Genomic DNA, 24,652 nt, shown 5'->3' with positions numbered 1-24,652 from the left:
TGGATAAAAGCATGGGGGTGGGCGGGAACGGACAGGGCGCATTCCCGATAATGGGCCGGATTGTAGGCGCCGAGCAGGTCGGCGCGCCGCAGGACAAGGCCGCCAAGCATGCACACACGCACCGTATTCTTCGTTTCCGACGGCACCGGGATCACCGCCGAGACTTTCGGCAACGCCGTTCTGGCCCAGTTCGAGATCAAGCCTCGCCATGTGCGGCTGCCCTTCACCGACACGGTCGACAAGGCGCATCAGGCGGTGCGGCGGATCAACCACACGGCCGAAGTGGAGGGCCTTCGGCCGATCGTCTTCACCACGCTGGCGAACATGGACGTGCTTGAAGTCATCGAGACCGGCTGCAAGGGGATGCTGCTCGACATGTTCGGCACTTTCGTGCGACCGCTCGAGATCGAGTTGGCAATGAAGTCGAACCACCGCATCGGCCGCTTCAGCGACGTCAGCAAGAGCAAGGAATACAACGCCCGCATCCAGGCGATCGACTTCAGCCTGGCGCACGACGATGGGCAGAGCAATCGCGACCTGGACAACGCGGACGTAATCCTGGTGGGTGTCAGCCGAAGCGGCAAGACGCCCACTTCGCTCTACCTGGCCATGCAGCACGGCCTGAAGGCTGCCAATTACCCGCTCATCCCGGAAGACTTCGAGCGCCGGCAGTTGCCGCCGGCATTGATGCCGCATCGCAAGAAGATCTTCGGGCTCACGATCCAGCCTGAGCGGCTGAGCGAGATCCGCAACGAGCGGCGGCCGAGTTCGCGCTACGCAAGCATCGAGAACTGCCGCCATGAGGTGAGCGAGGCCGAGGCCATGATGCGGCGGGCCGGTATCCGCTGGCTCTCGACCACCACGAAGTCGATCGAAGAAATCGCGACCACCATCCTGCAGGAGCTGCGGCCCGAGCGGCTGACGTATTGAGCGCTCTCGGGCCTCGCGCGTCCGGAGCAGCGCTCGCTAAACCACCGCCTCGGCAACGGCAGCCTTCTCCGCCGGCGCCGAGGTGCGGATCAGATGATCGAAGGCGCTCAGCGCCGCCTTCGCACCATCGCCCGCCGCGATGATGATCTGCTTGAAGGGCACCGTCGTCGCATCGCCCGCTGCGAACACGCCCGGCACCGAGGTCTGGCCCTTGGCGTCGACCACGATCTCGCCGTGCTTCGAGAGCTCGAGCGTGCCCTTCAGCCAGTCGGTGTTGGGCACCAGGCCGATCTGAACGAACACGCCTTCCAGCGGCACCTGGCGGGTCTCGCCTGTCGCGCGGTCCTTGTAGACCAGTCCGTTGACCTTCTGCTGGTCGCCGGTGATCTCGGTCGTCTGCGCGTTGGTGATGATCTCGACATTGGCAAGGCTCTTGAGCTTGCGCTGCAACACTGCGTCGGCACGCAGCTGGGTGTCGTACTCGATCAACGTGACATGGCCCACGATCCCGGCCAAGTCGATCGCCGCCTCGACACCCGAGTTGCCGCCGCCGATCACGGCCACGCGCTTGCCCTTGAAGAGCGGCCCGTCGCAATGCGGGCAATAGGCCACGCCCTTGTTCTTGTACTCGTGCTCGCCGGGCACGTTGATGTTGCGCCAGCGCGCGCCGGTCGAGATCACGACCGAGCGGCTCTTGAGCGAGGCGCCGTTCTCGAGCTTGATCTCGATCATGTCGTCGCCGGGCACCAGCGCCGCCGCGCGCTGCAGGTTCATGATGTCGACGTCGTAATGGCGCACATGCTCTTCGAGCGCGAGCGCGAATCGCGGCCCTTCGGTTTCCTTGATCGAGATGAAATTCTCGATGCCGAGCGTGTCGAGCACCTGGCCGCCGAAGCGCTCGGAGGCCACGCCGGTACGGATGCCTTTGCGTGCTGCGTAGACGGCAGCGGCCGCGCCGGCCGGGCCGCCGCCGACGATCAGGACGTCGAAGGGGTCCTTGCCGGCAATCTTCTTGGCCTCGCGCTCCACGCCGCTGGTGTCGATCTTGGCCAGGATCTCTTCCAGACTCATGCGGCCCTGGCCGAACTCGGTGCCATTCAGGAAGACGGTGGGCACGGCCATGACCTGGCGCTCCTTCACCTCGTCCTGGAACAGGGAGCCATCGATCATCGTGGTCTTGATGCGCGGGTTCTGCACCGCCATCAGATTGAGCGCCTGCACCACGTCCGGGCAGTTGTGACAGGTGAGCGAGATATAGATCTCGAACTCGAAGTCGCCCTCCAGCGCACGAATCTGCTCGAGCACGGCCTGCTCCACCTTGGGCGGATAGCCGCCGACCTGCAGCAGCGCGAGGATCAGCGAAGTGAACTCGTGCCCCATCGGCAAGCCGGCGAAGCGCGGGCCGTTGCTCTGGCTGGGCCGGTTGATCGAAAACGAAGGCTTGCGATGGTTGTCGTCGCGGCTTTCGATGACCTTCACCAGCGGGGATGAATCGGCCACATCCTTCAGCAGCGACTGCAGGTCGGTCGACGCCTTGCTGTCATCGAGCGAAGCGACGATTTCGACCGGCTGCGTGATGCGGTCGAGATAGCTTTTCAGTTGTGCTTTGGTGCCGGCGTCGAGCATGGTGGACTCACCTCTTTGGAAATCGGAAGACGGAAACAGAAAGGCCCGGGTGCGAACGCGCCCGGGCCTGGCGCGAACGGGCGGCTTTAGATCTTGCCGACCAGGTCGAAAGAGGGCTTGAGCGTCTCGGCGCCTTCGGTCCACTTCGCCGGGCAGACTTCACCCGGGTGGGCGGCGACGTACTGGGCGGCCTTCACGCGGCGCAGCAGTTCGTTGGCGTCGCGACCGATGCCGTTGTCGTGCACTTCGACGGTCTTGATCTTGCCCTCGGGATCGATCACGAAGGTACCGCGGTAGGCGAGACCGGCGTCTTCACCTTCCTCGATGAGGACCTGGAAGGCGCGTGCCAGCTGTTGGCTCGGGTCGCCGATCAGGGGGTACTTCACCTTGGCAATGGTGTCCGAAGTGTCATGCCAGGCCTTGTGGGTGAAGTGGGTGTCGGTCGACACGCCGTAGATCTCCACGCCGAGCTTCTGGAATTCGGCGTAGTGGTCGGCCAGGTCACCCAGTTCAGTCGGGCACACGAAGGTGAAGTCGGCCGGGTAGAAGACGACGACGGACCACTTGCCCTTGAAGCTCTCGTTGCTGACCGGGACGAACTTGCCGTTGTGGTACGCGGTGGCTTTGAACGGGACGATTTCGGTGTTGATCAGGGACATATCTGGATTCCTAAGTGGCTGATGAAAAAAGCGAGTGTTTAGTATAACTACCAATCGACAGCATTTAATAGCAAAGAACTATGAAAAATATTGCGGCGCACTATGAAGGCGGCGGCTTTTCAGCAGATGCGAACGCCTATCACCATCAAACGCATGCAGACCGCTACAACATGGGTTCTCTTGCTTGTGCTTCCAAGAGGAACCCACAATCCACGGTTTCAATAACAAGGAAAAGATCATGAAGGGCGACCCTCAAGTCATCGACCATCTGCAGGCCCAGCTCAAGAACGAGCTCACCGCGATCAATCAATACTTCCTGCACTACCGCATGCTCAAGCACTGGGGCTTGGACAAGCTGGCGAAGAAGGAATACGAAGAATCGATCGGCGAGATGAAGCATGCCGACAAGCTCATGGATCGGATCTTCATGCTCGACGGGCTGCCGAATCTTCAGGACTTGGCCAAGCTCCGCATAGGCGAAGACGTACCCGAGATCCTGCAGTGCGACCTGGCTTCCGAAATGGGCGCACAGGCCACCATCAAGGACGGCATCGCTCACTGCGAAGCGGTTCGCGACTACGTGTCGCGAGACCTGCTGCAGGAAATCCTGGACGACACCGAGGAGCACATCGACTTCCTGGAAACCCAGATCGACCTGGTCGACAAGGTCGGCTTGCAGAACTACCTGCAGTCGCAGATGGGTGAGGTCGAGTAAGGCCGTCTTCGCCACCAAAGCGGGGCCTCGAGCCCCGCTTTTTTTGCGCCTCGCGCAGCATGCAAATAGCATTCATTCTCATTTGTAAGGATAGAATGCCGGCCTCCGATGACCGCCGCTCCCGCCAATCGCCGCCGCGCCTACTGGCTCAAGACCTTGCACGAGTGGCATTGGGTCAGTGCTGCGCTCTGCCTGATCGGCATGGTGCTTTTCAGCGTCACGGGCTTCACGCTCAATCATGCTGGAAGCATCGAGGCGAAGCCCGAGGTGAGCAGTCGCACCGGCGCCATCGATGACGCGCTGCGCGCCCGCCTCCTGCGGCAGTTGCCGTCGGTCAAGGCAAGCAAGAGCAAGGCCGAACTGCCGCAAGAACTGCAGGACTGGGTGCAGAAGCAATGGGCCATCGACACTGCCGGCCGGGAGGCCGAGTGGTCGGAGGACGAGATCTATCTCTCGTTGCCAAGGCCCGGGGGCGACGCCTGGCTGCGGCTCAGCCTGGCCGACGGTGAGATCGAATACGAGCGCACCGATCGCGGCTGGCTTTCCTACTTCAACGACCTGCACAAGGGGCGCAATACGGGCGCCGGCTGGAGCTGGTTCATCGACCTCTTCGCGGCTGCCGCACTCATTTTTTCGGTCACCGGCCTGTTCATTCTCAAGATGCACGCAAACAACCGGCCGTTCACCTGGCCCGTGGTGGGCATGGGGCTGGTACTGCCGGTGCTGCTGGCGCTGTTGTTCATTCATTGATCCCTGGAAAGAGAAGAGGTTTTGGTGCAAGTTCGCTATTCCCTTGCGCTCGCGGCGCTCTTCGGTACTCCTGCCTTCGCGGCCGGTCTCACGGTCAACATCGAGGTGCCGCGCCTGACGGTGGCCGAATACCACCGGCCCTATGTCGCGGCATGGATCGAACGCGCCGACCAGTCGGTCGCGGCCACGCTGGCGGTCTGGTATGACGTCAAGAACAAGGGCAGCGCAGAAGGAGAGGGCACCAAGTGGCTCAAGGACATGCGCCAGTGGTGGCGCCGCACTGGCCGCGAGCTGCAGATGCCGGTCGATGGCGTCAGCAGCGCCACCCGGCCCGCGGGCAAGCACCAGATCAGCTTCACCGAAGGCTCGGTCGCCCTTCCAAAGCTGGCGCCTGGCGCCTACAAGCTCTACGTCGAAGCCGCACGCGAGGTCGGTGGCCGCGAGATCCTGAGCATCCCGTTCGAATGGCCACCGAAGGCGGCCGCGCAGCCGCAGGTCGCCGGCAACAGCGAGCTTGGCGAAGTGAAGCTCGAACTCAAGCCCTGAATTCCCCCATCCTCCTCATCGGGTTCCACCATGAAGCTTGCTTTCCGCACCGCGGCCCTGACCCTCGCCCTTGCCGCCGCGTCCGTCCATGCACACAACCTGTGGCTGCTGCCCTCGAGCACCGTGCTTTCCAAGGGCGACTGGATCACGGTCGACGCGGCCGTGTCCAACGACCTGTTCTTCTTCAATCACAACCCGCTCGCCCTGGACAACCTCGAGGTCACGGCACCCGACGGCAGCGCCATCAAGGCCGAGAACGTTCACAAGGGCAAGCTGCGCAGCGTCTTCGACCTCCATCTCGCCCAGCCCGGCACCTACCGTGTCGCGGTGCTCAACGGCGGCGTGTTCGCGCGCTGGAAGGACAAGGCCACCGGCCAGCAGAAGCGCGCGCGCGGCACGCCGGAGAACATCGCGGGCCAGATCCCGGCGGATGCTGAAGAAGTCGAAGTCACGCAGTCGGCCGGCCGCATTGAAACCTTCATCACCGTGGGCAAGCCCAGCAAGCTCCAGCCCAGTGGAAAGGGCCTTGAACTGGTCTCCGCCACCAACCCCACGGACCTGATGAAGGGCGAGAAGGCCAGCTTCGTCTTGCAGATCGACGGCCGGCCCGCCAAGGACCTCGAAGTGACCGTCACGCCGGGCAACACGCGCTACCGAGACAAGATGGACGAAATCACTGCCAAGACCGACGACAAGGGCCAGTTCTCCGTGACCTGGCCGCAGGCCGGCATGTACTGGCTCGAGGCCAGTACCAAGGACAGCAAGACGTCGGTCCCGCAGGCCAAGGAGCGGCGCCTGAGCTATGCCGCTACCTTGGAAGTGATGCCCTGAACACGCCTGCCGAGGTCGCGACCGCGCGGCCTTCCTTCTCCCCCCGTTGGGCGAGCGGCTACGCCAATGCCGCGCTGCCGCGCCGCGCCGATCCCGCCAGCCTTCAGGCGATGGGCGGCCGCACGATGGGGACGACCTGGTCGCTGCGCTTCGACAATCCGAAGATGATCGAGCTCGGCACAGTCCGGCACGCCGTGCAAGCCGCGCTCCATCGCGTGGTCGCCCAGATGAGCACCTGGGAGCCGGGCTCGGAGATCAGCCGCTTCAACGGCGCGGTCGCCGGCAGCCGTCACGCGCTGGCGCCGGAATTCGCCAAGGTGCTGGGCTGCGCATTGCACTGGGCCGCGGCAAGCGGCGGCGCGATCGATCCCAGCGTCGGGCCCTTGATCTCGTTGTGGGGGTTCGGAGCGCAAGCCTGCACCTCGGGGGCGCCCCCCTCCCCGGCCGATCTCGCGCAAGCCCGGGCGCGGGTCGGCTGGGAGCGGCTCGACTTCGATCCGGGAACCCGATCCATCCTGCAGACGGGCGGCACGATGCTCGATCTTTCGGGGGTGGCCAAGGGTTTCGCAGTCGATCATGTGGCGGAGGCCTTGCGTACGCTCGGCCTCGAGGACTTCATCGTCGAAGTCGGAGGTGAACTGCGCGGCGCCGGCCACCGCCCCGGCGGCGGTTCCTGGCGAGTCGAGGTCGATGCGCCCAACGGCCGCCCTCTCGTCGTTGCGCTTTCCAATTTATCGATCGCCACCTCGGGTGACCGCTGGCACACGCACGAACACGCCGGCCGGCGCTGGTCGCACACCATCGATCCACGCAACGGCGAGCCGCCTCGCCACGGGCTGTCTTCGGTGACGGTTCTGCATCGCGAATGCATGCACGCCGATGCGCTGGCGACCGTCCTGGCAGTGCTGGGACCCGAGGAAGGCTTGGCTTTCGCCGAGCGCCAGTCCGCCGCGGCTCTGTTCGTCTGCCGCGAAGGCACGCAGCCGCGGGTCGTGGCCACCCTTCGCTGGCCCGCGCACAGCGCATGAGCGAGGTGGTCCTGCGCGCCCTGGCGGCCGGCGCGACGGTGTGCGCCTATGCGGCGATGTGCCTCGCCGTGTACCGGCGGGAGCGCGATCGTCGACGGATGGCAGCGCGCACCGCCGCTGCCATGGCAGGCGACGGCAGTTCGCAAGCAGCCTTGGTGCTCTTCGCGAGCCAGACCGGCCAGGCCGAGGCCCTCGCCTGGCAAACCGCCGGCTGGCTGCGCGACGCCGGAAAGCCGGTGCGCGTGATCCCGCTCAACGAAGCCGATGCGCAGACGCTGAGCGGCGCAGGCTCGGCCCTCTTCGTTGCCAGCACCTACGGCGAAGGTGACGCGCCCGACGGCGCCAGCGTGTTCGCGGCGGACGTGATGCGAGCCGGCATGGATCTGACTTCGCTGCGCTACGCCGTGCTCGCGCTGGGCGATCGCCAATACGCGAACTTCTGCGGATTCGGCCGGGCGCTCGACGAATGGCTTCATTCCACAGGCGCCACGCGAGCCTTCGAGCGCATCGAGGTCGACAACGGCAACCCTGCCGCCCTGGCCCGGTGGCAGACGCTGTGCGGCGGGGCCGGCACGCTGTCGACGACACCCGGAAACGACGACAGCGAGTTCCTTCCCTGGCGACTCCGCGCGCGGGAATTGCTGAATGCCGGAAGCGCCGGCGCGCCCCTGTACCACCTGGCATTCGAGCCGCCCGCCGGGCAGTCGGCACAGTGGCAATCCGGGGACATCGCCCAGATCGCGCTGGTCAGCGACCCCGCCCGCCCGCGCGACTATTCGATCGCCTCGATCCCGGCCGATGGCCAGCTCCACCTGCTGGTGCGCCAGGAGGGGCACCCCGACGGAACGCTCGGCGCCGCCTCCGGCTTGCTGAGTTCGACGCTGGCGATCGGCGACAGCATCGCGCTGCGCCTGCGGCAGCACCGCAACTTCCGCCTGGGGACGAATGCCGAGCGGCCTTTGATCCTCGTCGGCAACGGGACGGGCCTGGCGGGCCTGCGCAGCCACCTGCGCGCCCGCGCCGCGGCCGGCCAGCACGACAACTGGCTGGTGTTCGGCGAGCGAAATGCGCGGCACGACTTCCTCTACCGTCAGGAGATCGAGGCATGGCAGGCCTCGGGCACGCTGCGCCGTCTCGACATGGTCTTTTCGCGTGATCAAGCCGAACGCCAGTACGTGCAGCATCGCCTGCTGCAGGCCTCCGAGGAGGTGCGGGCCTGGCTGGCGCGAGGCGCCGCCGTATACGTCTGCGGCAGTCTGCAGGGCATGGCTACGGGCGTCGACGCAGCCCTGCGCCAGATCGCAGGCGAACCCTTCATGCGCGAACTCAACGCCGACGGGCGTTATCGGCGCGACGTCTACTGACTTCGGTGGTCCACGCCATCAGTGGCCGCCGGGCAACGAGCCTACGAAGAATTTCGCATCAGAGCTTGTAAAACGTTAACAAAGGTATTGCGATTCATTATCATTCACGCCGGTCTCGCCCTTGTTCGCGACTCAAGCTCACCCAGCCAATCCCCGTCGCCTAGCCCAGGGCGCCGATGGGACCAGCCAGTCGAGTTCTCACATCAGATCTTCCGGAGAACCCTTCATGGCCTACATCAAGAGCCGCAAGCACGCCGTCGCACGTGCCTTGCCGCCGCTCGGCAGCGCAGCCGCCGCCACCCTCATGGCGCTCACCGCGCTGCCCGCCTCGGCGCAGACATCCACCAGCACCCTCAAGGAAGTGCGCGTCGAAGGCGCTTCGGCCGACTACAAGGCGGACACCTCTGCCAACCCCAAGTTCACCGCGCCGCTGCTCGACACGCCGAAGACCATCTCGGTCGTGCGCGAGCAGATCATTCGCGAACAGGGCGCCACCACCCTGACCGAGGCGCTGCGCAACATCCCGGGCGCGGGCACCTTCTTCCTCGGCGAGAACGGCAACACCAGCACCGGCGACACGATCTTCATGCGCGGCTTCGACACTTCGAGCAGCATCTTCGTCGACGGCGTCCGGGACCTGGGATCGGTGTCGCGCGACGTGTTCAACGTCGAGCAGGTCGAGGTGGTCAAGGGCCCGGCGAGCACCGACGTGGGACGCACCGCACCCACCGGCTACATCAACCTCATTACCAAGAAGCCGCGCCTCGAGGACAGCTTCGCGGGCTCGGTGAGCTTCGGCAGCGCCGACTACGCCCGCACCAGCATCGACTGGAACAAGATCATCAGCGCTGCCGACGGCTCCGGCACGGCCTTCCGCCTCAACGCCGTGGCACAGGACGGCGGCGTCGCCGGGCGCGACTTCGTGAAGAACAAGCGCTGGGCCATTGCACCCTCGCTGGCCTTCGGCCTGAACACGCCGACGCGCATCTTCCTCGACTATGTGCATGTCAAGCAGGACAACGTTCCGGACGGGGGCGTTCCGACCATCGGCCTGCCGGGCTACGCCAACCCGGACCCGCTGGCGCTCGGCGCTCGCCGCCGCACCTTCCTCAACTTCGCGTCCCCGGTCGACCCGAGCAACTTCTATGGCACGCGCTCGGATTTCGACAACGTCACCTCGGACATGTTCACCGCCCGCGTGGAGCACGACATCTCGCCGAACGTCACGCTGCGCAACACCACGCGCTTTGGCAGGACCACGCAGGACTACATGCTCACCTCTTTCGTGCTGGGCGGCCTTGCGGCGAGCGGGGCCGCGCCCGCGGCCAATTCGGGCTTCCTCGCCACGCCGAACCCGAGCCTGCCCGCCTCCTGGACTTTCCGGCGCAACACGCCGACCAACAAGGACCAGGAAAACAAGATCTTCGTGAACCAGACCAACGTGACCGCCAGGGTCGACACAGGCGGTATCAGCCACTCGATCAGTGCGGGTCTCGAACTCCTCAGGGAAGAACAGAGCAATCTCAACTTCTTCGCGCCGGGCTTCGCCAGCGTCAACACGACCTTCGCGCCTGCGGGCTCCTGGCCCGACGCAAACCTGTACAACCCGAACCCCGACGTCGTGGGCTACAACCGGCTGCGCAACGGCACCGGTTCCAACGGCAGGACGGACACCGTCGGGCTGTATGCGTTCGACACCCTCAAGCTCAACGAGCAGTGGCAGATCACGGGCGGCCTGCGCTACGACCACTACAGCACCGACTTCAACTCGACGGCGCTGGCGCTGCCGTCGCGGACGATCACGCCGACCAGCCTCTCGGCATCGGACGGGCTGTTCACCGGCAAGCTGGGCGTCGTCTACAAACCGGCGGAAAACGGCAGCGTCTACGCGGCCTACGGGACGGCCGCCCAACCTCCGGGCGGCGCCAACTTCGCACTGGCAGCGGCGGGTACCGGCAACAACGCCGGACGCACCGACTTCCTGCCGCAGAAGGCCAAGACCTATGAAGTGGGCACCAAGTGGGACGTGCTGAACAAGCGCCTGGCGCTGACCGCGGCGCTCTACCGCACCGAGGTGCGCAACGAGGTGGTGCAGGATCCGACCAACGCCGCCGTCTTTACACAGACCGGCAAGAAGCGCGTGCAAGGCATCGAACTGGGTGCGGCCGGCGCGATCACCGACAACTGGGGCGTGAGCGCAGGTTTCACGACCATGAACACCAAGGTCAACGGCTCCACCAACGCGCAGGACCGGATCACGGTGCTTCCCTACACGCCGAAGCGGGCATTCACGGCGTGGACGACCTATCAGTTTCCCTTCGGCCTGACGATCGGCGGCGGCGCCCGCTACAACGGCAGGCTGACCAAGGGCTTCGACGGCGCCGTGGGCACTCCGGCCTACACCGAGTCGTACTGGGTGTTCGACGCAATGGCGTCCTATCGCGTCAGCAAGAACGTCGAGATCCAGCTGAACATCTACAACCTGTTCGACAAGGAGTACGTGGCGGCGATCAACAAGAGCGGCTATCGCTACGTGCCCGGCATCCCGCGCTCCGGACGGCTCACGGCCAACTTCACGTTCTGATGCGAGCGTCGCGCCGCCTGCCCGGGCGATGCGACACTCGAGCCCCGGCCGTCGCCGGGGCTTTTTTCATTGAGAGAGCTCCACAAGATGATGCTGCATGTGCCCAATGTCCTCAGCGCGGAACAGGTGTGCGACATCCGCGCGGCGCTCGACGGCACCGACTGGGTCGATGGCCGCGAAACCGTCGGCGAGCAAGGCGCCCAGGTCAAGCGCAACCGGCAGTTGCCGGAGCACTCCACGGTGGGCCGCGAACTCGGCAAGACGATCCTGCAGGCTTTGGCGCGCCACCCGCTCTTCTTCTCGGCCGCCCTGCCGCTGCGCTTCGTGCCGCCGCTGTTCAACCGCTACGAAGGCGGGGAGCACTACGGACTTCACGTCGATGGATCGGTGCGTTCCGTGCCGGGCACGGGCGAGCAGCTGCGCACAGATCTCTCCTGCACCCTCTTCCTGTGTGATCCGGACGACTACGAAGGCGGCGAGCTGGAGGTCGTCGACACCTACGGCGCGCACGAGGTCAAGCTGCCCGCGGGCGACCTGATCCTCTATCCGTCGAGCAGCCTGCACCGCGTGCACCCGGTGACCCACGGCGCCCGCACCTGCGCGTTCTTCTGGGTTCAGAGCATGGTGCGCGACGACGGCCAGCGAGCCATGCTGTTCGAACTCGACCAGAACATCCTCAAGCTGCGCGGACGCATCGGCGAATGTGAGGAGACCGTGGCGCTCACGGGCCACTATCACAACCTGCTGCGCCTCTGGGCCGAAGTCTGAGCCTGGCAGCCGCCCGCTGTACAACCCATTTGCCCATAGTTGTTGCAAATGCGAGGGATTCGTATTTATAATCACGACTCCTATCACCAGCCAGCCAGACTGCCGCCCTACCGCCATGATCGTTTGCGTATGTCGCCGAGTGTCAGACCGCGAGATCGCGCGCCATGTGCGGGCGGGGATGACTTTCGACGATGTGCAATTCGAGCTCGGCGTCGCCACCCAGTGCGGCCAATGCGAGAGCTGCGCACGCGATGTGGTCGCGCAGTGCAGTGCCTCCCACCCGATCGCCGCGTTGAGCCGCGAATCGGAGCCGAGTCCGATCCAGCTCGCCAGCGCCATCACGGAAAGCAGGGCATGGAACTCTTCTCGGCACTCGGCATCAGCCTGATCGTCGTCACAGGCTCGGCCTGGTGGGTTTTTCGCAAGTAAGTTACAGCCGGCGGTTTGCTGCACCCGGCACCTTCCAAGGTGCCGGCACTCGAATGTTTGATCGTGTCTGACCGCTTCTCTTCGCCGCCGCCTTCTTTTCTGGGCCTCTCGCGCAACGCGCTGATCGCAAGCGGCGTGGTGCTCTTCCACGTGGCGGCGCTCTGGGCACTGCAAAGCGGCCTGCTGCGGCGAGCCGCCGAGGTGGTCATTCCGGTGGAGATCCTGAGCGAGTTCATCGAGCCGCCCAAGCCGCAAGAGCCTCCGCCTCCTCCGCCACCTCCACCACCGAAGCCCCAGATCACCAAGGCGCCGCCCCCGCCACGGCCGCAGGCCGTTCGGGAGCCCAAGCCCACGCCGGCCCCAAGCGCCCCCACGGGGACGGTCGAACCGCCTCCACCGCCGGCCCCCATTGCACCGCCCGCGCCGCCGGCACCGCCAGCCCCGCCCCCCGCGCCGCCGGCGCCACCCGCGGTGCAATTGCCCAGCACGGACGCGGACTACGCGCAGAGTTGCAAGCCGACCTATCCGTCCATGAGCAAGCGCCTGGGCGAGCAGGGCAAGGTCATCGTCAAGATCGTCGTGGGTGCGGATGGTTCGCCCAAGCAGGTCGACATCCGCAGATCCAGCGGCTTCGATCGGCTGGACGAAGCGGCGAGAGAAGCCATGTTGAGATGCCGCTTCTCACCCGGCAAGGTCGGTGGAGTCGCGCAAACGATGTCCTACGAGGCTCCGGTGAATTTCGTACTGAACTAATTCTTTCCTTGGAGTGTTTATGGATTCCCACTTTGGCCTGATGAATGTCTGGAATCAGGGCGACTTCGTCACACGGGCCGTGGCCCTGCTTCTGATCGGCATGTCCCTCGCGTCCTGGATCGTGATCCTGATCAAGGCGCTGGACATCGTCCGCTACAAGCGCCTCGCCAAGCACTCGCAGGACTTCTGGCACAGCGAAGACTTCGCCACCGCGCTGAACAAACTCGGCAAGGACGACGGCAATCCCTTTCGCGCGCTCGCGCTGGAGGGCCGCGAGGCCGCGGCGCACCATCGCAACACCAAGGCGCATCTGCACGACGCTCTCGACGTGAGCGACTGGATCACGCGCGCGCTGCGCAACGGCATCGACGAATTCACCGCCCGCCTGCAGACCGGCCTCGCGATCCTGGCTTCCGTCGGCTCGACGGCACCGTTCATCGGGCTCTTCGGCACGGTGTGGGGCATCTATCACGCCCTGATGAGCATCGGCTCTGCCGGCCAAGCCACCATCGACAAGGTGGCAGGCCCGATCGGCGAGGCGCTGATCATGACGGCACTGGGCCTTGCAGTCGCCATCCCCGCCGTGCTCGGCTACAACGCGCTGGTGCGGGGCAACAAGTTCGTGCTGACCAAGCTCAACAGCTTCGCGCACGACCTCCATGCCTACTTCGTGACTGGCGCCCGCGTGCAAAGCGGCGTCGAGGCGACCGTGGTGCCGCTCAAGAAAGGCTGAGGAACGCCATGGCTTTCGGAACCCAGGACGAACCCGACGAGGTCATGAACGAGATCAACATGACGCCGCTGGTCGACGTCATGCTGGTGCTCCTGATCATCTTCATCATCACGGTGCCGGTGATGAAGCACGCCGTGAACATCGACCTCCCCCGCGCCAGCAGCGAACCGGAGCAGACCAAGCCGCAGAACATCCTCTTCACCGTGGCGGCCGACGGCAGCTACTACTGGAACGAGCAGAAGATCAACGATGACGAACTGAAGACGCGGCTGGCCGCCGAGGCCGCCAAAGATCCGCAGCCCGAACTGCACATCCGCGGCGACAAGGCAGTGCGTTACGAGCGCGTGGCGCAGGCCATGTCGGCAGCGCGCGAGGCCGGCGTTCGCAAGATCGGGTTCATCACCGAACCGGATCCCAAATAGGCGCGAACCGCAATCTCGAAAAACCGATCGCAGCGATTGACTTTTTATTGAGAATCATTATCATTCACCTACCGTTTAGATGAAGGGATTCCCAATGCAAGCCGTGCCGAACGCGTTCAGTGTCCTCCGCCATCCCTCGCTCGATCATTCGGGCGGCGGCCGAGCAAGCAGCGAGGCTCCCCGGCCTGCGACGCTGTTCGAGAGCGCGGAGCTTCTGAAGGGCGGCAAGATCGTCGGCATCATGCACAACGGCTCGTTGTACCGGCTTCAAGCCACCAAACTCGGCAAGCTGATCCTCACCAAGTAGTTTCAGTTCGCCCCTCGCGCAAGTTTCATCGTGGGGCGACTCGAGGAGATCTGATCTCCGAAGGGTCGTTTTTTGCTAGCCAAACGGCTTCTTGCCGACTAGCCAAGCTTTTTTTCCCGCCTTGAACCCACAAGAAAAAGCGCCGACCGCGAGGTCGGCGTTTTGCATGGCGGCCGCTGGCGATCAGAGGCCCAGCGCGGCGATGCCCGCTCTGGCGATCTGGGCATCCTCGTTCGACTTGACGCCGCTGACGCCGACCGCGCCGATCACCTGCCCGTCCTTGACGATCGGCACCCCCCCTTCGAGCAAGCCCTCGATGCCGGGCGCCGACAGGAAGGAGGTGCGGCCGCCATTGACCATGTCCTCGTAGACCTTGCTCTCACGCCGCCCCATGGCAGTTGTGTGAGCCTTGGCGGGCGCGATATGCGACGAGATGGCCGCGGCGCCGTCCAGCCGCTGCAGCCACAGCAGGTTGCCCGCGTCGTCGGCGATGGCGATCGTCACCGCCCAGTTGTTCTTGAGCGCTTCGGCTTCCGCCGCTGCGGCGATCGCCTTGACGTCGGCGAGTTCGAGAAATGACTTGGTCTTCATAGTCTTGCGAATAATGAGCAAATGCCAAGCATAGCGCCCGCGCCCGCCCGAACGCTCACGAAAATCGGGGTGCGCTTAAGCGCCATACCGAGGCGGGTCTTTTCCAAGGAGGGTACTTGCAGCCCCCTAGAATGACCCCAACTGCTGCCTCGCAGCCAACATCAGGAGTTTCAGCAATGAACGACCGAGTCAACACCCTTGCCACTACCGCCGGCTACGGCCAGGCGCTGCCGCAAGTCGAGCGCCAGCGCGTACTGCGCAACACCTACTGGCTGCTCGCCCTGAGCCTGCTGCCCACCGTGCTGGGTGCCTGGCTGGGCGTCGCCACCGGAATCACCCGCTCGCTCAGCGGCGGCATCGGCCTCATGGTGTTCCTGGGCGGTGCCTTCGCCTTCATCTTCGCCATCGAAAAGACCAAGAACTCGGCGGCCGGCGTGCCGGTGCTGCTGGGCTTCACCTTCTTCATGGGCCTCATGCTGTCGCGGCTGATCGCGATGGTGCTGGGCTTCAAGAACGGCTCGGAGCTCGTCATGACCGCCTTCGGCGGCACCGCCGGCGTGTTCTTCGTGATGGCCTCGCTGGCCACTGTGATCAAGCGCGACCTGTCGGGCATGGGCAAGTGGCTGTTCGTCGGTGCACTGGTGCTGATGATCGGCGCCATCATCAACGTGTTCGTGGGTTCCAGCGCCGGCATGCTCGCGATCTCGGTTGCCGCGATCGGCATCTTCTCGGCCTACATGCTCTATGACCTCAAGCAGATCATGGACGGCGGCGAAACCAACTACATCAGCGCCACGCTGGCGCTCTACCTGGACATGTTCAACGTGTTCCAGAGCCTGCTGGCCCTGCTGGGCATCTTTGGCGGCGAGCGCGACTGATCGCGCGGTCTGGGCATTCGAAAAAGGGCCTTCGGGCCCTTTTTTCATGCCCGCTCGAACACCGCGATCGACTCGACGTGCGCCGTGTGCGGAAACATGTTGACCACGCCAGCGAAGGTGCAGCGATAGCCCGCCTGGTGCACCAGCAGGCCGGCGTCGCGCGCCAGTGTCGAGGGATTGCAGCTGACGTAGACGATGCGCCTCGGCGGCGACCAGCCATCCCTGGGCACCTCATCCTGCTGATGCAGATCGGCCAGTGCCTTGGCCAGCGCGAAGGCGCCCTCGCGCGGCGGATCCACCAGCCATTTGTCCGCAGTGCCGTCGGCCACCAGCATCGCAGGCGTCATCTCGAACAAGTTGCGGGCGGCGAAGCGGGTAGGAGCCAGCGCGCCTCGGCCCGGCGCCGGGCCCTGATTGCGCGCCAGGTTCTCCGTGGCCCTGGCCACCAGCGTGTCGCTGCCTTCGATGCCCAGCACTTCCCGCGCGCGCGTCGCGAGCGGGAGCGTGAAATTGCCCAGTCCGCAGAACCAGTCGATGACGCGCTCCCCCGCCTGCACGTCGAGGAGGCGCAAGGCGCGACTGACGAGCACACGATTGATATGCGCATTGACCTGGGTGAAGTCGGTCGGCTTGAACGGCATCGTGACGCCGAATTCCGGCAACTGGTATTCCAGGGCCGGCCCGCCGGGTTCCAGCAGGCGCACCGTCTCGGGCCCCTTCGGCTGCAGCCACCACTGCACGCCCTCGTGCCCGGCGGCGAAGGACTTGAGTCGCGCGATGTCCGCGGCCGACAACGGCTCCAGGTGCCGCAACACCAACGCGATCACGCCGAGTCCGCTGCCGTCGGGCGCATCGCCGCACGCCAGCTCGATCTGCGGGCAGGTGTCGCGCGCGTCCATCGACCCGATGAGCTCGCGCAGCGGCATGAGCATGGCGCTGACGCGCACCGGCAGCACCGGACACACCTGCATGTCGGCGAGATAGCGGCTCTTGCGTTCGTGAAAGCCGATCAGCACCGTGCCTTTCTTGACCACGTGGCGCACCGACAGCCGGGCACGATAGCGGTAATGCCAGGCCGGGCCCTCGAGCGGCCGCAGCATGTTCTCCGGCCGCACCTTGCCCAGATGCCACAGGTTGTCCTCGAGCGCACGCTGCTTCACCGCCACCTGCGCCGCGGCGTCGAGATGCTGCATCTTGCAGCCGCCGCAGGCACCGGGGTGCAACCCGAAATGCGGACATCCGGGACGCACGCGCTGCGAGGATTCCCGGCGGATCGCGGTCACCGTGCCCTGCTCCCAGTTGTTCTTCCTGCGCTGCACCTTGAGTTGCACTTCCTCGAAGGGCAGCGCGCCCTCGATGAACACCACCATGCCGCTGGCCTTGTGTGCCACGCCTTGCGCGTCGAGATCGAGCGATTCGACCTGCAGCCATTCATCGTGGGGCTGCTGCTGCGCCTCTTTGCTTCCTGTCGATTCCGTCATCCACGGATTGTCTCAGGGCGGAATGCCCTGCCGTGTCGAAACGCCTACAAGAGCGCGTCCCGCTGCACGCCCGCGCGGGCGAGCTGGCGCCGCATCTTTGCGAGGGCCTCGTTCTGGATCTGCCGCACGCGTTCGCGCGTGAGGCCCAGGCGCACGCTCAGCACTTCGAGCGTCTCCGGATCGCGGTCATGCAGGCCGTAGCGCCCTTCCAGCACCTCGCGTTCGCGATCGCTCAGTGCGAGGATCCACTGGTCGAGGAGCTTCTCGACCTCATGGGTCTGGGTGGTGCCCGTCGGATCGCTGTGCTCGTCCTCGGAGGCCACCGTATCGGCGAGACTGAAGCTGTCTTCGCTGCGCTCGCTGCCGGCATCCAGCGAACGCGGCGCCTCGGCCAGGGCCATCAGATCGGCCACGGCCTGCACCTCGCGACCCAGCAGTGCGGCCACATCTTCGACACGCACGCCCTCGGGGCGGCGCGCGATGAAGTCGGCATCGCCCTCCAGCGTTCTCCGCGCGCGCATCACCTGCTGCAGTTCGCGCACGACGTGCACCGGCAGGCGAATCGCACGCGCCTGCATCATTGCCGCGCGTTCGATCGACTGGCGGATCCACCAGGTCGCGTAGGTCGAGAATCGAAACCCGCGCTCGGGCTCGAACTTGTTGATCGCGTGCATCAGGCCGAGGTTGCCCTCCTCGATCAGGTCCGCGAGCGGAACGCCGCGGCCAAGGTAGCCTTTCGCGATGTTCACTACGAGCCGCAGGTTGTGCTCGATCATCGACTGGCGCGCCGAGAAGTCACCGCCACGCGCGGCGCAGGCCGTGCGGTATTCCTCGTCGGGGGTGAACAGCTCGGTTCGCCGGATCTCGCGCAGGTAGAGCGTCAGCGAATCGCCGCCCTCGCCGCCCAGATCGAGCGGGGCGGCTTCACGCGAAGTGTCTTGCGCCTCCTCGCCGCCGACACGCTCGCCCGCCTCGTCCGAAGGAACGGCAGGACCGAAGGCACCGAATGGGACTGTGCCGCCGTTACCCGCCGCGCGCCGCACGATGCGAGCGCGACGCAGGCGAGAGGCAGCCATGCATGGTCCTAGCGGGCGGGCAGATAGCGCGCCGGGTCGACAGGCTTGCCCTGCCGGCGAATTTCGAAGTGCAGCTTCACGCGGTCAGCGTCGCTGTTGCCCATCTCGGCGATCTTCTGCCCTTTCTGCACCGATTGGTCTTCCTTCACCAGCAGCGTTCGGTTATGCGCGTAGGCGGTGAGATAGGTGTTGTTGTGCTTGAGAATGATCAGGTTGCCGTAGCCGCGCAGGCCGGCACCCGCATAGACGACACGCCCATCGGCCGCGGCGAGCACCGAGTCGCCGGCCTTGCCGCCGATGTCGAGGCCCTTGTTCTTGGCCTCGTCGAAGCCTGCTATCAATGAACCCTGGGCAGGCCAGATCCAACCCACGTCTTCATCGCCCGAAGCCGTGGCGGCCGGCGTCGCGGGCGAAGCCGTGACGATGGAAGGCGTGGGCTTGGCAGCCGCGCTCGCCGCCGCTGCGGGAGCCGGCACTGCAGCGGCGGCAGTCCCTGTGGCGGGTGTGGCGACAGCGGTCCGTGCCGCATCGGTGGCAGCAGACCCGGGCGGCACTGCCGCGGTTGCGGCCGCACCCGCAGGCGGGATCACACGCAGCACCTGGCCCACTTCGATCAGGTCCGGATTGTCGAGATTGTTCCAGCGCGCGATATCGCGCCAGTTCTGGCCCGTCTCCGTGCCGATGCGGCGAATGGTGTCGCCGGGACGCACGGCGTAGTAGCCGGGCTTGCCGTAGTTCTCGATCCCCGGCAGCGGCTTGCCCGATGGATCGGTGGTGATGGGAGGTGTGCCCGGGACGGCTGGCGCGGCAACAGCCGGCGCACCGATCATCGTGCCGCGGTCCTCGACCGGAACGGGCCCGCGCTTCGCGGCACACCCCGCAATCAAGAGTGCGACCAGCAGCGTCACGCCAGCAAGCCAGCCCCGATTGCCAATACCCTGCATGTGTTCTTCCTTCAAGCAATTCCCGATTTTAGGGGGACAAAGTGAACCGCCTCAAGAACGCGGCGCTCGAGTCCGCGAGCGGTTTTGTCGATCACGACGAGGGACTGTCCACCCGCCGCCGACTGTGTCGGCGCGACGATGCGGCCGCCGACGGCGAGCTGCGCGAGCCATGTCTCCGGCACTGCCTCGCCGCCGGCCGCGGCGATGATGCCGGCATAGGGCGCACCCTTTGCATAGCCCACCATGCCGTCGCCCAGGAGCAGGTGCACGGTGGCCAAGCGGAAGTGACGCAGATTGGCGCGCGCGCGCTCGTGCAGGCCGCGCAGGCGCTCGATGCTGTAGACCTCTGCCGCGACATGGCTCAGCACGGCGGCCTGGTAACCGCAGCCCGTGCCGATCTCCAGCACGCGCCCGAGCCGATCGCCCGGCTTGTTCGCCAGGGCGGGCGCGCCGAGCAGCAGCTCGATCATCCGCGCCACCACGCTGGGCTTCGAAATGGTCTGGCCCAGCCCGATCGGCAGGCTGGTGTCTTCGTAGGCCTGATTGACCAAGGCGCTGTCGACGAAACGATGGCGCTCGACCGTGCTCATGGCCCGCAACACGCGCGCGTCGGCGATGCCCTGCGCGGCAAGCCGCTGGACCATGCGCGCGCGAACGGCGTCGGAGGCCATCGACGGCGTGTGATGAACGAGCGGCTTCGCCGGAACGGCGGAGGTGCGCCCGCGCGTCGCCGCGGACGCAGTGGGCGTGAGCCGCACGGGAAACCCAGGCCGTTGGCTCGCCATGGTCAGGAGAGCTCGCCCAGCCGTGCCACGGTGTCGCGCCACTGCCCGAGGTGAGCGTGGTCGGTCAGGTCGATCTGCAACGGCGTCAGCGCGATGTGGCCGGCGGCCGTCGCGTGGAAGTCGGTGCCCTCGCCACTGTCCTTGGCGCCGCCCGCGCCCGCGATCCAGTACATGGTCTCGCCGCGCGGGCTGTCCTGCGTGATGACCTTCTCCGCTGCATGGCGGCGACCCAGCCTGCACACCTTGATGGGCTTGAGCTCCTCGAAGGGCAGGTTCGGCACGTTGACGTTGAGCAGGAAGGTCGGGCCTGCGAGCATGCGCTCACGCTCGATCTGCTCCACCAGCCGCCGCGCCGCACGCGCCGCAGCGTCGACATGCGCCCAGCCCTTCTCGATCTGGGAGAAGGCGATCGCCGGAATGCCGAAGAGGTACGCCTCCATGGCGGCGCCGACGGTGCCCGAATAGATCGTGTCGTCGCCCATGTTGGCACCGTTGTTGATGCCGGACACCACGAGATCGGGCCGGTAGTCGAGCAGCCCCTTGAGCGCGATGTGCACGCAATCGGCCGGCGTGCCGGTCACATAGCGAAAACCGTTGTGTGCCTTGTGCACATACAGCGGTGCCGCGAGCGTGAGCGCATTCGACTTGGCGCTGTTGTTGTGCTCGGGCGCAACCACTTCGACTTCCGCTATCTCCTTGAGCGCATCGTGCAATGCAACGATGCCGGGAGCCTGGAAGCCATCGTCGTTTGAGATCAGTATCTTCATGGCGTTCGTAGTGCGCGCGATTGTAGGCGGCGGGCGCGTCACGACAGGGACAATGCCCGCCTGTGGTCCCGCCTATCATGACCTGGATCCGTTGCCCCCAGATTCACCCAAGGAGACCCGAGCATGCACGCATGGCTCTGCGAAAACCCGACCGGCGTCGACGCGCTGACCTGGAAAGAACTGCCGACCCCCACGCCCGGCCCGGGCCAGGTGCTGATCGAGATCAAGGCGGCCAGCCTGAACTTTCCCGATCTGCTGATCGTGCAGAACAAGTACCAGATCAAGCCGCCACTCCCTTTCGTGCCGGGGTCCGAATATGCCGGCGTGGTCTCCGCCGTCGGCGAAGGCGTCACTCACTTGCGCGTCGGCCAGAACGTCGCCTGTTTGTCGGGCACCGGCGGCTTCGGAACCCACACCCTGGCGCCCGCTGCGCTCTGTATGCCGCTGCCCGAGGGCTTCGGGCATGTCGACGCAGCCGCCTTCATCATGATCTACGCGACCTCCTGGCACGCATTGATGGACCGCGCGCAACTCAAAGCCGGCGAAACCGTGCTGGTGCTGGGCGCGGCCGGCGGCGTCGGCACCGCCGCGATCCAGATTGCCAAAGCCGCAGGCGCCAAGGTGATTGCCGCAGCATCGACGGACGAGAAATGCGAGTTGTGCCGATCCATCGGCGCGGACCTCACGATCAACTACACCACGCACGCGCTTCCCAATGGCTTTCGGGATGCAGTGAAGGGCGCGACGGACGGCAAAGGTCCGGACGTGATTTACGACCCCGTCGGCGGAGAATTCGCGGAGCCCGCTTTCCGCTCCATTGGCTGGAGGGGACGCTATCTGGTGGTGGGTTTCGCATCCGGGCCGATTCCCTCGCTCCCGCTCAATTTGATGCTGCTCAAAGGCGCATCGTTGGTGGGCGTGTTCTGGGGCGATTTCGCCAAGCGCGAACCCGCGGCCAATGCCCAGATGATGGCCGAATTGGCGAAGTGGTACGGCCAAGGCAAGATCAAGCCCGTGATCGACCGCACCATGCCCATGGCAGAGCTCAAGGCCGCCTATGCGCACATGGGTTCGCGCGGCGTCAAGGGCAAGCTCGTCATGGTCAACTGAGGGCGCCATTGGCTCCATTGAAAAAGCCCGCAATGCGGGCTTTTTCAATGGAGAGGACAAAAGACTAGCGGATCTCGAAGTCGGACAGCGATTTGCCGGCGGCCAGCGCCTCGGTGATCCAGCGCGGCTTGCGCCCACGTCCACCGGACCAGGTTTCGCCGGTAGGGCTGCGGTACTTCGCAGCAGACTTCACCGCCGCAACGGGAGCTCCCCGCCGGCCACTGCGGCCTGTGAGCTTCAAATCGGCCGCGGTCAGCCCGTATTCGGCGATCTTCTTGCGCAACTCCTCGACCACGCCCGCGCGCTCTTGATTGCGCAGTTCCTCGGCTTGCTTGCGCAATTGCGCAATCTGCTCGTCGTGCTTCTTGATCTGGGAATTGATGTCGGCAAGTGTTGAGGCCATCGGTGAAAGCTCCTCCGAATTAGGAAGCCCGAATTCTAATTCAAGTCCGAATTGCCGCAAGCGCGGCCGGCCCAAAAAAAAAGCGCCGGTCGATTGACCGGCGCTTTTCATCAAAGGTTTGGGGTGGCTGATGGGACTCGAACCCACGACGACCAGAATCACAATCTGGGACTCTACCAACTGAGCTACAGCCACCGCAGAGCCGGCAATTGTAGCCGGAAAAAACTAGCGCCCGACGACCATGCCCGCATCGACGGGCTTCGGCGCCAGGATCTCGGCCTTGAACCGGCTCTTCAGCAGTTCGTAGTAGGCAGCAGCCTCCGCCGCAGCCGTGGTCATTGCGACCTGCTGGATTTCCTGCTGCGCCGCTTCCGGCGCAGGCGGCGTGCGCGGAACGGCCTTGTTGACGCGAACGACCGCATAGCCTTGTGCGCCCAGATCCACCCCCACCACCGAGGGCAGCTTGGCCGGGTCGGCGCGCAGCGCACTCTCGATGATCGGCGTGGGCTGCGACTGTGCGTCGAGCCGGGAAACCGTCACCGCCGCGCCGAAGTTCGCCCCTGCCGCGTTCGATTGCCAAGCCGCGAGCTTGGCCTCGCCTTCGGTCTTGGCCAGCGCCGACGCGCGCTCGGCGACGAGTTGCATGCGAACCTTGTCCTTGACCTCGTCGAAAGGCTGCGCCCGGGCCGGCGAGTGCTGCGTCACCCGTCCCGATGCAAGCTGGTTGGGGCCAATCTCGATCGCCTCCGTGTTGTGCTTGCGCTCGAGGGAATCGGCGGCAAACAGGGCGCTCATGAAATTGCGGCTGGCCAGGGCGCCCGTCGCCCCGGGCGCCGGCGTCCGCTGCACCTTGTCCGCAGTCCGAAGCGTGAGCTTCAGCTTGTCGGCCGCCGGCTTCAAGCTGTCGGGCTGCTGATAGACGGCATCGGTGAAGGTCTCGGCCGCCTTGGCGAACTCCTGCGTGGCTTGTTGCGCGCGGACCTCGTCCTCGATCTTCGCGCGCACCTGCTCGAAAGGCGCCACCACGCCCGGCTTGATGTCGTTGAGCTGGATGATGTGGTAGCCGAACTCGGTCTCGACCACGTCGCTGACCTCGCCCTTCTTCAGAGCGAACATCGCGTCCTCGAAAGGCTTCACCATCGCGCCGCGCGTCACGAAGTCGAGGTCGCCGCCCTTCTCCGCCGAGCCAGGGTCCTGCGAATTCTTGCGCGCGAGCTCGGCGAAGCTGCCCGGTGCCTTCTTGATCTCGGCCAGCAACTGCTGCGCCTTCTCGCGCGCCTTTTCACGCTCTGCGGCAGGGCCCCCTGAGGCCGCGGTAATCAGGATGTGGCTGGCACGCCGTTCCTCCTTCGTGCCGAAGCGCTCCTTGTTCTGTTCGTAGTAGGTCCGTAGGTCCGCCTCGTTGACGGCGATGTTCTTCTTGGCAGCCTCGAGATCCAGCACGAGGTATTCGATGTTCGCCTGTTCCGGCACCTGGAACTGCGCAACGTGCTGCTTGTAGTAAGCCTCGAGATCCGCATCGCTCACATTGACCTTCGCCGCGAACTCGCCGGGGGCGAAACGCGCGACCTGGATCTCGCGCTGGTCATAGAAGGCATTGAGCGTCGCGGCGGCCTGCGCCGGCGCTGCGAAGGCGGTATCCGCGATGCCCTTCAGCACCTGCTGGCGCGTCATCTGCGCAGCGAGCGCGGCCTGGTGCTGCTCGGGCGTCATGCCCGTGGCACGCTGAAAGAGCTCGCGATCGAACTGGCGCTTGCCATCCTTGACAACCACGAAGCTGGCCAGCCCCGGGTCGTTCTGGAAGATCTCCAGCTGCCGCTGCTCCGTCACCACGAAGTGATCCTGCGCCGCGGCCGCCGCCAGCACGCGGTCGCGCACCATGCGCTCCAGGGTCGCGAAGCGTTCCGTATCGGTATCGAACATCGCCGCATCCACGTCCGGCCTTTGCTGGCGGATGCGATCGATGTCGTTGCGATGTTGCGCGTCCCAGTCGGGACGGCGAATGCTCTCGCCTGCCACGCTGGCAACCTTCTCGCCCTTGTCGCCCGAACCGCTGTAGCGATCCAGCACGCCGACCACCACGAAAGACGGCACGATCAACAGGAACAAGACGACCATCAGGACTTTGTTGTGCTGTCGGATGAAATCGAACATGGATGGGTGTCTCTGTAG

The 24,652-nt window shown here is 65.4% G+C and carries 26 protein-coding genes and 1 tRNA gene; 16 read left to right on the top strand and 11 right to left on the bottom strand.

Annotated elements, in window-relative coordinates; all coding sequences use genetic code 11:
• Nucleotides 1-108: 108 nt before the first annotated feature.
• Entirely contained in the window at nt 109-930 is an 822-nt protein-coding gene (gene ppsR, locus AC3A6Y_RS26245; protein ID WP_487871159.1) for a posphoenolpyruvate synthetase regulatory kinase/phosphorylase PpsR, read from the top strand.
• A gap of 36 nt (nt 931-966) precedes the next feature.
• Here ppsR and ahpF read toward each other — a convergent pair whose 3' ends face one another.
• Together ahpF and ahpC are read right to left on the bottom strand one after the other, a co-directional pair.
• Nucleotides 967-2,556 (bottom strand): alkyl hydroperoxide reductase subunit F, encoded by a 1,590-nt coding sequence (ahpF, locus tag AC3A6Y_RS26240; RefSeq protein ID WP_487871158.1) that lies wholly within the window; start codon nt 2,554-2,556, stop codon nt 967-969.
• Nucleotides 2,557-2,642: 86 nt separating this feature from the next.
• Entirely contained in the window at nt 2,643-3,215 is a 573-nt protein-coding gene (ahpC, locus tag AC3A6Y_RS26235; protein WP_106556737.1) for an alkyl hydroperoxide reductase subunit C, read from the bottom strand.
• Between the two features lie 238 nt (nt 3,216-3,453).
• Here ahpC and bfr point away from each other — a divergent pair, with 238 nt between their 5' ends.
• From bfr to hemP, 13 genes are all read left to right on the top strand, one after another.
• Complete coding sequence (gene bfr, locus AC3A6Y_RS26230) at nt 3,454-3,930, top strand: bacterioferritin (RefSeq protein ID WP_487871157.1); 477 nt, start codon at nt 3,454-3,456, stop codon at nt 3,928-3,930.
• 108 nt (nt 3,931-4,038) lie between these two features.
• Nucleotides 4,039-4,680 (top strand): PepSY-associated TM helix domain-containing protein, encoded by a 642-nt coding sequence (locus tag AC3A6Y_RS26225; RefSeq protein WP_487871156.1) that lies wholly within the window; start codon nt 4,039-4,041, stop codon nt 4,678-4,680.
• A 24-nt stretch (nt 4,681-4,704) separates the two neighbouring features.
• Nucleotides 4,705-5,226, top strand: coding sequence for a DUF2271 domain-containing protein (locus AC3A6Y_RS26220; RefSeq protein ID WP_487871155.1), 522 nt, complete (start codon nt 4,705-4,707; stop codon nt 5,224-5,226).
• A 30-nt stretch (nt 5,227-5,256) separates the two neighbouring features.
• Entirely contained in the window at nt 5,257-6,057 is an 801-nt protein-coding gene (locus AC3A6Y_RS26215; RefSeq protein WP_487871154.1) for a DUF4198 domain-containing protein, read from the top strand.
• Between the two features lie 110 nt (nt 6,058-6,167).
• Nucleotides 6,168-7,085: an FAD:protein FMN transferase gene (locus AC3A6Y_RS26210; RefSeq protein WP_487871153.1), complete on the top strand. Its 918-nt coding sequence runs from the start codon at nt 6,168-6,170 to the stop codon at nt 7,083-7,085.
• Nucleotides 7,082-8,449: a sulfite reductase subunit alpha gene (locus AC3A6Y_RS26205; RefSeq protein WP_487871152.1), complete on the top strand. Its 1,368-nt coding sequence runs from the start codon at nt 7,082-7,084 to the stop codon at nt 8,447-8,449. Before AC3A6Y_RS26210 ends, AC3A6Y_RS26205 begins: the two co-directional genes overlap by 4 nt.
• A gap of 226 nt (nt 8,450-8,675) precedes the next feature.
• A complete protein-coding gene (locus AC3A6Y_RS26200) occupies nt 8,676-11,033 on the top strand; it encodes a catecholate siderophore receptor Fiu (protein ID WP_487871151.1) in 2,358 nt (785 codons plus the stop codon).
• A gap of 87 nt (nt 11,034-11,120) precedes the next feature.
• Nucleotides 11,121-11,801, top strand: a complete 681-nt coding sequence (locus AC3A6Y_RS26195; RefSeq protein WP_487871195.1) for a Fe2+-dependent dioxygenase — start codon at nt 11,121-11,123, stop codon at nt 11,799-11,801.
• Between the two features lie 115 nt (nt 11,802-11,916).
• Entirely contained in the window at nt 11,917-12,189 is a 273-nt protein-coding gene (locus tag AC3A6Y_RS26190) for a (2Fe-2S)-binding protein (RefSeq protein ID WP_487871150.1), read from the top strand.
• Nucleotides 12,190-12,290: 101 nt separating this feature from the next.
• Nucleotides 12,291-12,983: an energy transducer TonB gene (locus tag AC3A6Y_RS26185; RefSeq protein WP_487871194.1), complete on the top strand. Its 693-nt coding sequence runs from the start codon at nt 12,291-12,293 to the stop codon at nt 12,981-12,983.
• 19 nt (nt 12,984-13,002) lie between these two features.
• Nucleotides 13,003-13,716: a MotA/TolQ/ExbB proton channel family protein gene (locus AC3A6Y_RS26180; protein WP_487871149.1), complete on the top strand. Its 714-nt coding sequence runs from the start codon at nt 13,003-13,005 to the stop codon at nt 13,714-13,716.
• Between the two features lie 8 nt (nt 13,717-13,724).
• Entirely contained in the window at nt 13,725-14,138 is a 414-nt protein-coding gene (locus AC3A6Y_RS26175) for an ExbD/TolR family protein (RefSeq protein ID WP_487871148.1), read from the top strand.
• 94 nt (nt 14,139-14,232) lie between these two features.
• Nucleotides 14,233-14,445 (top strand): hemin uptake protein HemP, encoded by a 213-nt coding sequence (hemP, locus tag AC3A6Y_RS26170; protein WP_487871147.1) that lies wholly within the window; start codon nt 14,233-14,235, stop codon nt 14,443-14,445.
• Between the two features lie 183 nt (nt 14,446-14,628).
• On the opposite strand, the gene AC3A6Y_RS26165 is transcribed toward hemP, so the two are convergent.
• Nucleotides 14,629-15,036 (bottom strand): GlcG/HbpS family heme-binding protein, encoded by a 408-nt coding sequence (locus tag AC3A6Y_RS26165; RefSeq protein WP_487871146.1) that lies wholly within the window; start codon nt 15,034-15,036, stop codon nt 14,629-14,631.
• Nucleotides 15,037-15,212: 176 nt separating this feature from the next.
• Between AC3A6Y_RS26165 and AC3A6Y_RS26160 the strand changes: the two genes are divergently transcribed.
• Entirely contained in the window at nt 15,213-15,914 is a 702-nt protein-coding gene (locus AC3A6Y_RS26160) for a Bax inhibitor-1/YccA family protein (RefSeq protein WP_487871145.1), read from the top strand.
• Between the two features lie 44 nt (nt 15,915-15,958).
• Here the strand turns inward: AC3A6Y_RS26160 and rlmD are convergent, their stop codons facing one another.
• Genes rlmD through surE form a run of 5 tightly spaced genes read right to left on the bottom strand, consistent with a single transcriptional unit; the run spans nt 15,959 to nt 20,967 of the window.
• Entirely contained in the window at nt 15,959-17,395 is a 1,437-nt protein-coding gene (gene rlmD, locus AC3A6Y_RS26155) for a 23S rRNA (uracil(1939)-C(5))-methyltransferase RlmD (protein WP_487871144.1), read from the bottom strand.
• 44 nt (nt 17,396-17,439) lie between these two features.
• A complete protein-coding gene (locus tag AC3A6Y_RS26150) occupies nt 17,440-18,471 on the bottom strand; it encodes a sigma-70 family RNA polymerase sigma factor (RefSeq protein WP_487871143.1) in 1,032 nt (343 codons plus the stop codon).
• 8 nt (nt 18,472-18,479) lie between these two features.
• Entirely contained in the window at nt 18,480-19,415 is a 936-nt protein-coding gene (locus AC3A6Y_RS26145; RefSeq protein WP_487871142.1) for a peptidoglycan DD-metalloendopeptidase family protein, read from the bottom strand.
• Between the two features lie 11 nt (nt 19,416-19,426).
• The gene (locus AC3A6Y_RS26140; RefSeq protein WP_487871141.1) at nt 19,427-20,200 is read right to left on the bottom strand and encodes a protein-L-isoaspartate(D-aspartate) O-methyltransferase; all 774 of its coding nucleotides are present in this window, start codon (nt 20,198-20,200) and stop codon (nt 19,427-19,429) included.
• A gap of 2 nt (nt 20,201-20,202) precedes the next feature.
• Nucleotides 20,203-20,967, bottom strand: coding sequence for a 5'/3'-nucleotidase SurE (gene surE / locus AC3A6Y_RS26135; protein ID WP_487871140.1), 765 nt, complete (start codon nt 20,965-20,967; stop codon nt 20,203-20,205).
• Between the two features lie 123 nt (nt 20,968-21,090).
• Between surE and AC3A6Y_RS26130 the strand changes: the two genes are divergently transcribed.
• The gene (locus tag AC3A6Y_RS26130) at nt 21,091-22,077 is read left to right on the top strand and encodes an NADPH:quinone oxidoreductase family protein (protein WP_487871139.1); all 987 of its coding nucleotides are present in this window, start codon (nt 21,091-21,093) and stop codon (nt 22,075-22,077) included.
• A 64-nt stretch (nt 22,078-22,141) separates the two neighbouring features.
• Here AC3A6Y_RS26130 and AC3A6Y_RS26125 read toward each other — a convergent pair whose 3' ends face one another.
• From AC3A6Y_RS26125 to AC3A6Y_RS26115, 3 genes are all read right to left on the bottom strand, one after another.
• Nucleotides 22,142-22,591, bottom strand: coding sequence for an H-NS histone family protein (locus AC3A6Y_RS26125; protein ID WP_487871138.1), 450 nt, complete (start codon nt 22,589-22,591; stop codon nt 22,142-22,144).
• 8 nt (nt 22,592-22,599) lie between these two features.
• Nucleotides 22,600-22,675: transfer RNA gene (locus AC3A6Y_RS26120), tRNA-His, on the bottom strand.
• A gap of 30 nt (nt 22,676-22,705) precedes the next feature.
• On the bottom strand, nt 22,706-24,634 hold the full coding sequence (locus tag AC3A6Y_RS26115) for a peptidylprolyl isomerase (RefSeq protein ID WP_487871137.1): 1,929 nt from the start codon (nt 24,632-24,634) through the stop codon (nt 22,706-22,708).
• Nucleotides 24,635-24,652 lie beyond the last annotated feature (18 nt).

Source organism: Variovorax sp. Soil_C_17 (assembly GCF_057657265.1).
The sequence above is the reverse complement of the archived record's forward strand: the minus strand, read 5'-3'. Positions and strand labels throughout refer to the sequence as shown.

Bases quoted from the DNA above. Each gene is read 5' to 3' on its own strand.
- ppsR (WP_487871159.1), top strand. From the start codon at position 109: ATGCACACACGCACCGTATTCTTCGTTTCCGACGGCACCGGGATCACC.
- ahpF (WP_487871158.1), bottom strand. From the start codon at position 2,556: ATGCTCGACGCCGGCACCAAAGCACAACTGAAAAGCTATCTCGACCGC.
- ahpC (WP_106556737.1), bottom strand. From the start codon at position 3,215: ATGTCCCTGATCAACACCGAAATCGTCCCGTTCAAAGCCACCGCGTAC.
- bfr (WP_487871157.1), top strand. From the start codon at position 3,454: ATGAAGGGCGACCCTCAAGTCATCGACCATCTGCAGGCCCAGCTCAAG.
- AC3A6Y_RS26225 (WP_487871156.1), top strand. From the start codon at position 4,039: ATGACCGCCGCTCCCGCCAATCGCCGCCGCGCCTACTGGCTCAAGACC.
- AC3A6Y_RS26215 (WP_487871154.1), top strand. From the start codon at position 5,257: ATGAAGCTTGCTTTCCGCACCGCGGCCCTGACCCTCGCCCTTGCCGCC.
- AC3A6Y_RS26210 (WP_487871153.1), top strand. From the start codon at position 6,168: ATGGGCGGCCGCACGATGGGGACGACCTGGTCGCTGCGCTTCGACAAT.
- AC3A6Y_RS26205 (WP_487871152.1), top strand. From the start codon at position 7,082: ATGAGCGAGGTGGTCCTGCGCGCCCTGGCGGCCGGCGCGACGGTGTGC.
- AC3A6Y_RS26200 (WP_487871151.1), top strand. From the start codon at position 8,676: ATGGCCTACATCAAGAGCCGCAAGCACGCCGTCGCACGTGCCTTGCCG.
- AC3A6Y_RS26195 (WP_487871195.1), top strand. From the start codon at position 11,121: ATGATGCTGCATGTGCCCAATGTCCTCAGCGCGGAACAGGTGTGCGAC.
- AC3A6Y_RS26190 (WP_487871150.1), top strand. From the start codon at position 11,917: ATGATCGTTTGCGTATGTCGCCGAGTGTCAGACCGCGAGATCGCGCGC.
- AC3A6Y_RS26180 (WP_487871149.1), top strand. From the start codon at position 13,003: ATGGATTCCCACTTTGGCCTGATGAATGTCTGGAATCAGGGCGACTTC.
- AC3A6Y_RS26175 (WP_487871148.1), top strand. From the start codon at position 13,725: ATGGCTTTCGGAACCCAGGACGAACCCGACGAGGTCATGAACGAGATC.
- hemP (WP_487871147.1), top strand. From the start codon at position 14,233: ATGCAAGCCGTGCCGAACGCGTTCAGTGTCCTCCGCCATCCCTCGCTC.
- AC3A6Y_RS26165 (WP_487871146.1), bottom strand. From the start codon at position 15,036: ATGAAGACCAAGTCATTTCTCGAACTCGCCGACGTCAAGGCGATCGCC.
- AC3A6Y_RS26160 (WP_487871145.1), top strand. From the start codon at position 15,213: ATGAACGACCGAGTCAACACCCTTGCCACTACCGCCGGCTACGGCCAG.
- rlmD (WP_487871144.1), bottom strand. From the start codon at position 17,395: ATGACGGAATCGACAGGAAGCAAAGAGGCGCAGCAGCAGCCCCACGAT.
- AC3A6Y_RS26150 (WP_487871143.1), bottom strand. From the start codon at position 18,471: ATGGCTGCCTCTCGCCTGCGTCGCGCTCGCATCGTGCGGCGCGCGGCG.
- AC3A6Y_RS26145 (WP_487871142.1), bottom strand. From the start codon at position 19,415: ATGCAGGGTATTGGCAATCGGGGCTGGCTTGCTGGCGTGACGCTGCTG.
- AC3A6Y_RS26140 (WP_487871141.1), bottom strand. From the start codon at position 20,200: ATGGCGAGCCAACGGCCTGGGTTTCCCGTGCGGCTCACGCCCACTGCG.
- surE (WP_487871140.1), bottom strand. From the start codon at position 20,967: ATGAAGATACTGATCTCAAACGACGATGGCTTCCAGGCTCCCGGCATC.
- AC3A6Y_RS26130 (WP_487871139.1), top strand. From the start codon at position 21,091: ATGCACGCATGGCTCTGCGAAAACCCGACCGGCGTCGACGCGCTGACC.
- AC3A6Y_RS26125 (WP_487871138.1), bottom strand. From the start codon at position 22,591: ATGAAAAGCGCCGGTCAATCGACCGGCGCTTTTTTTTTGGGCCGGCCG.
- AC3A6Y_RS26115 (WP_487871137.1), bottom strand. From the start codon at position 24,634: ATGTTCGATTTCATCCGACAGCACAACAAAGTCCTGATGGTCGTCTTG.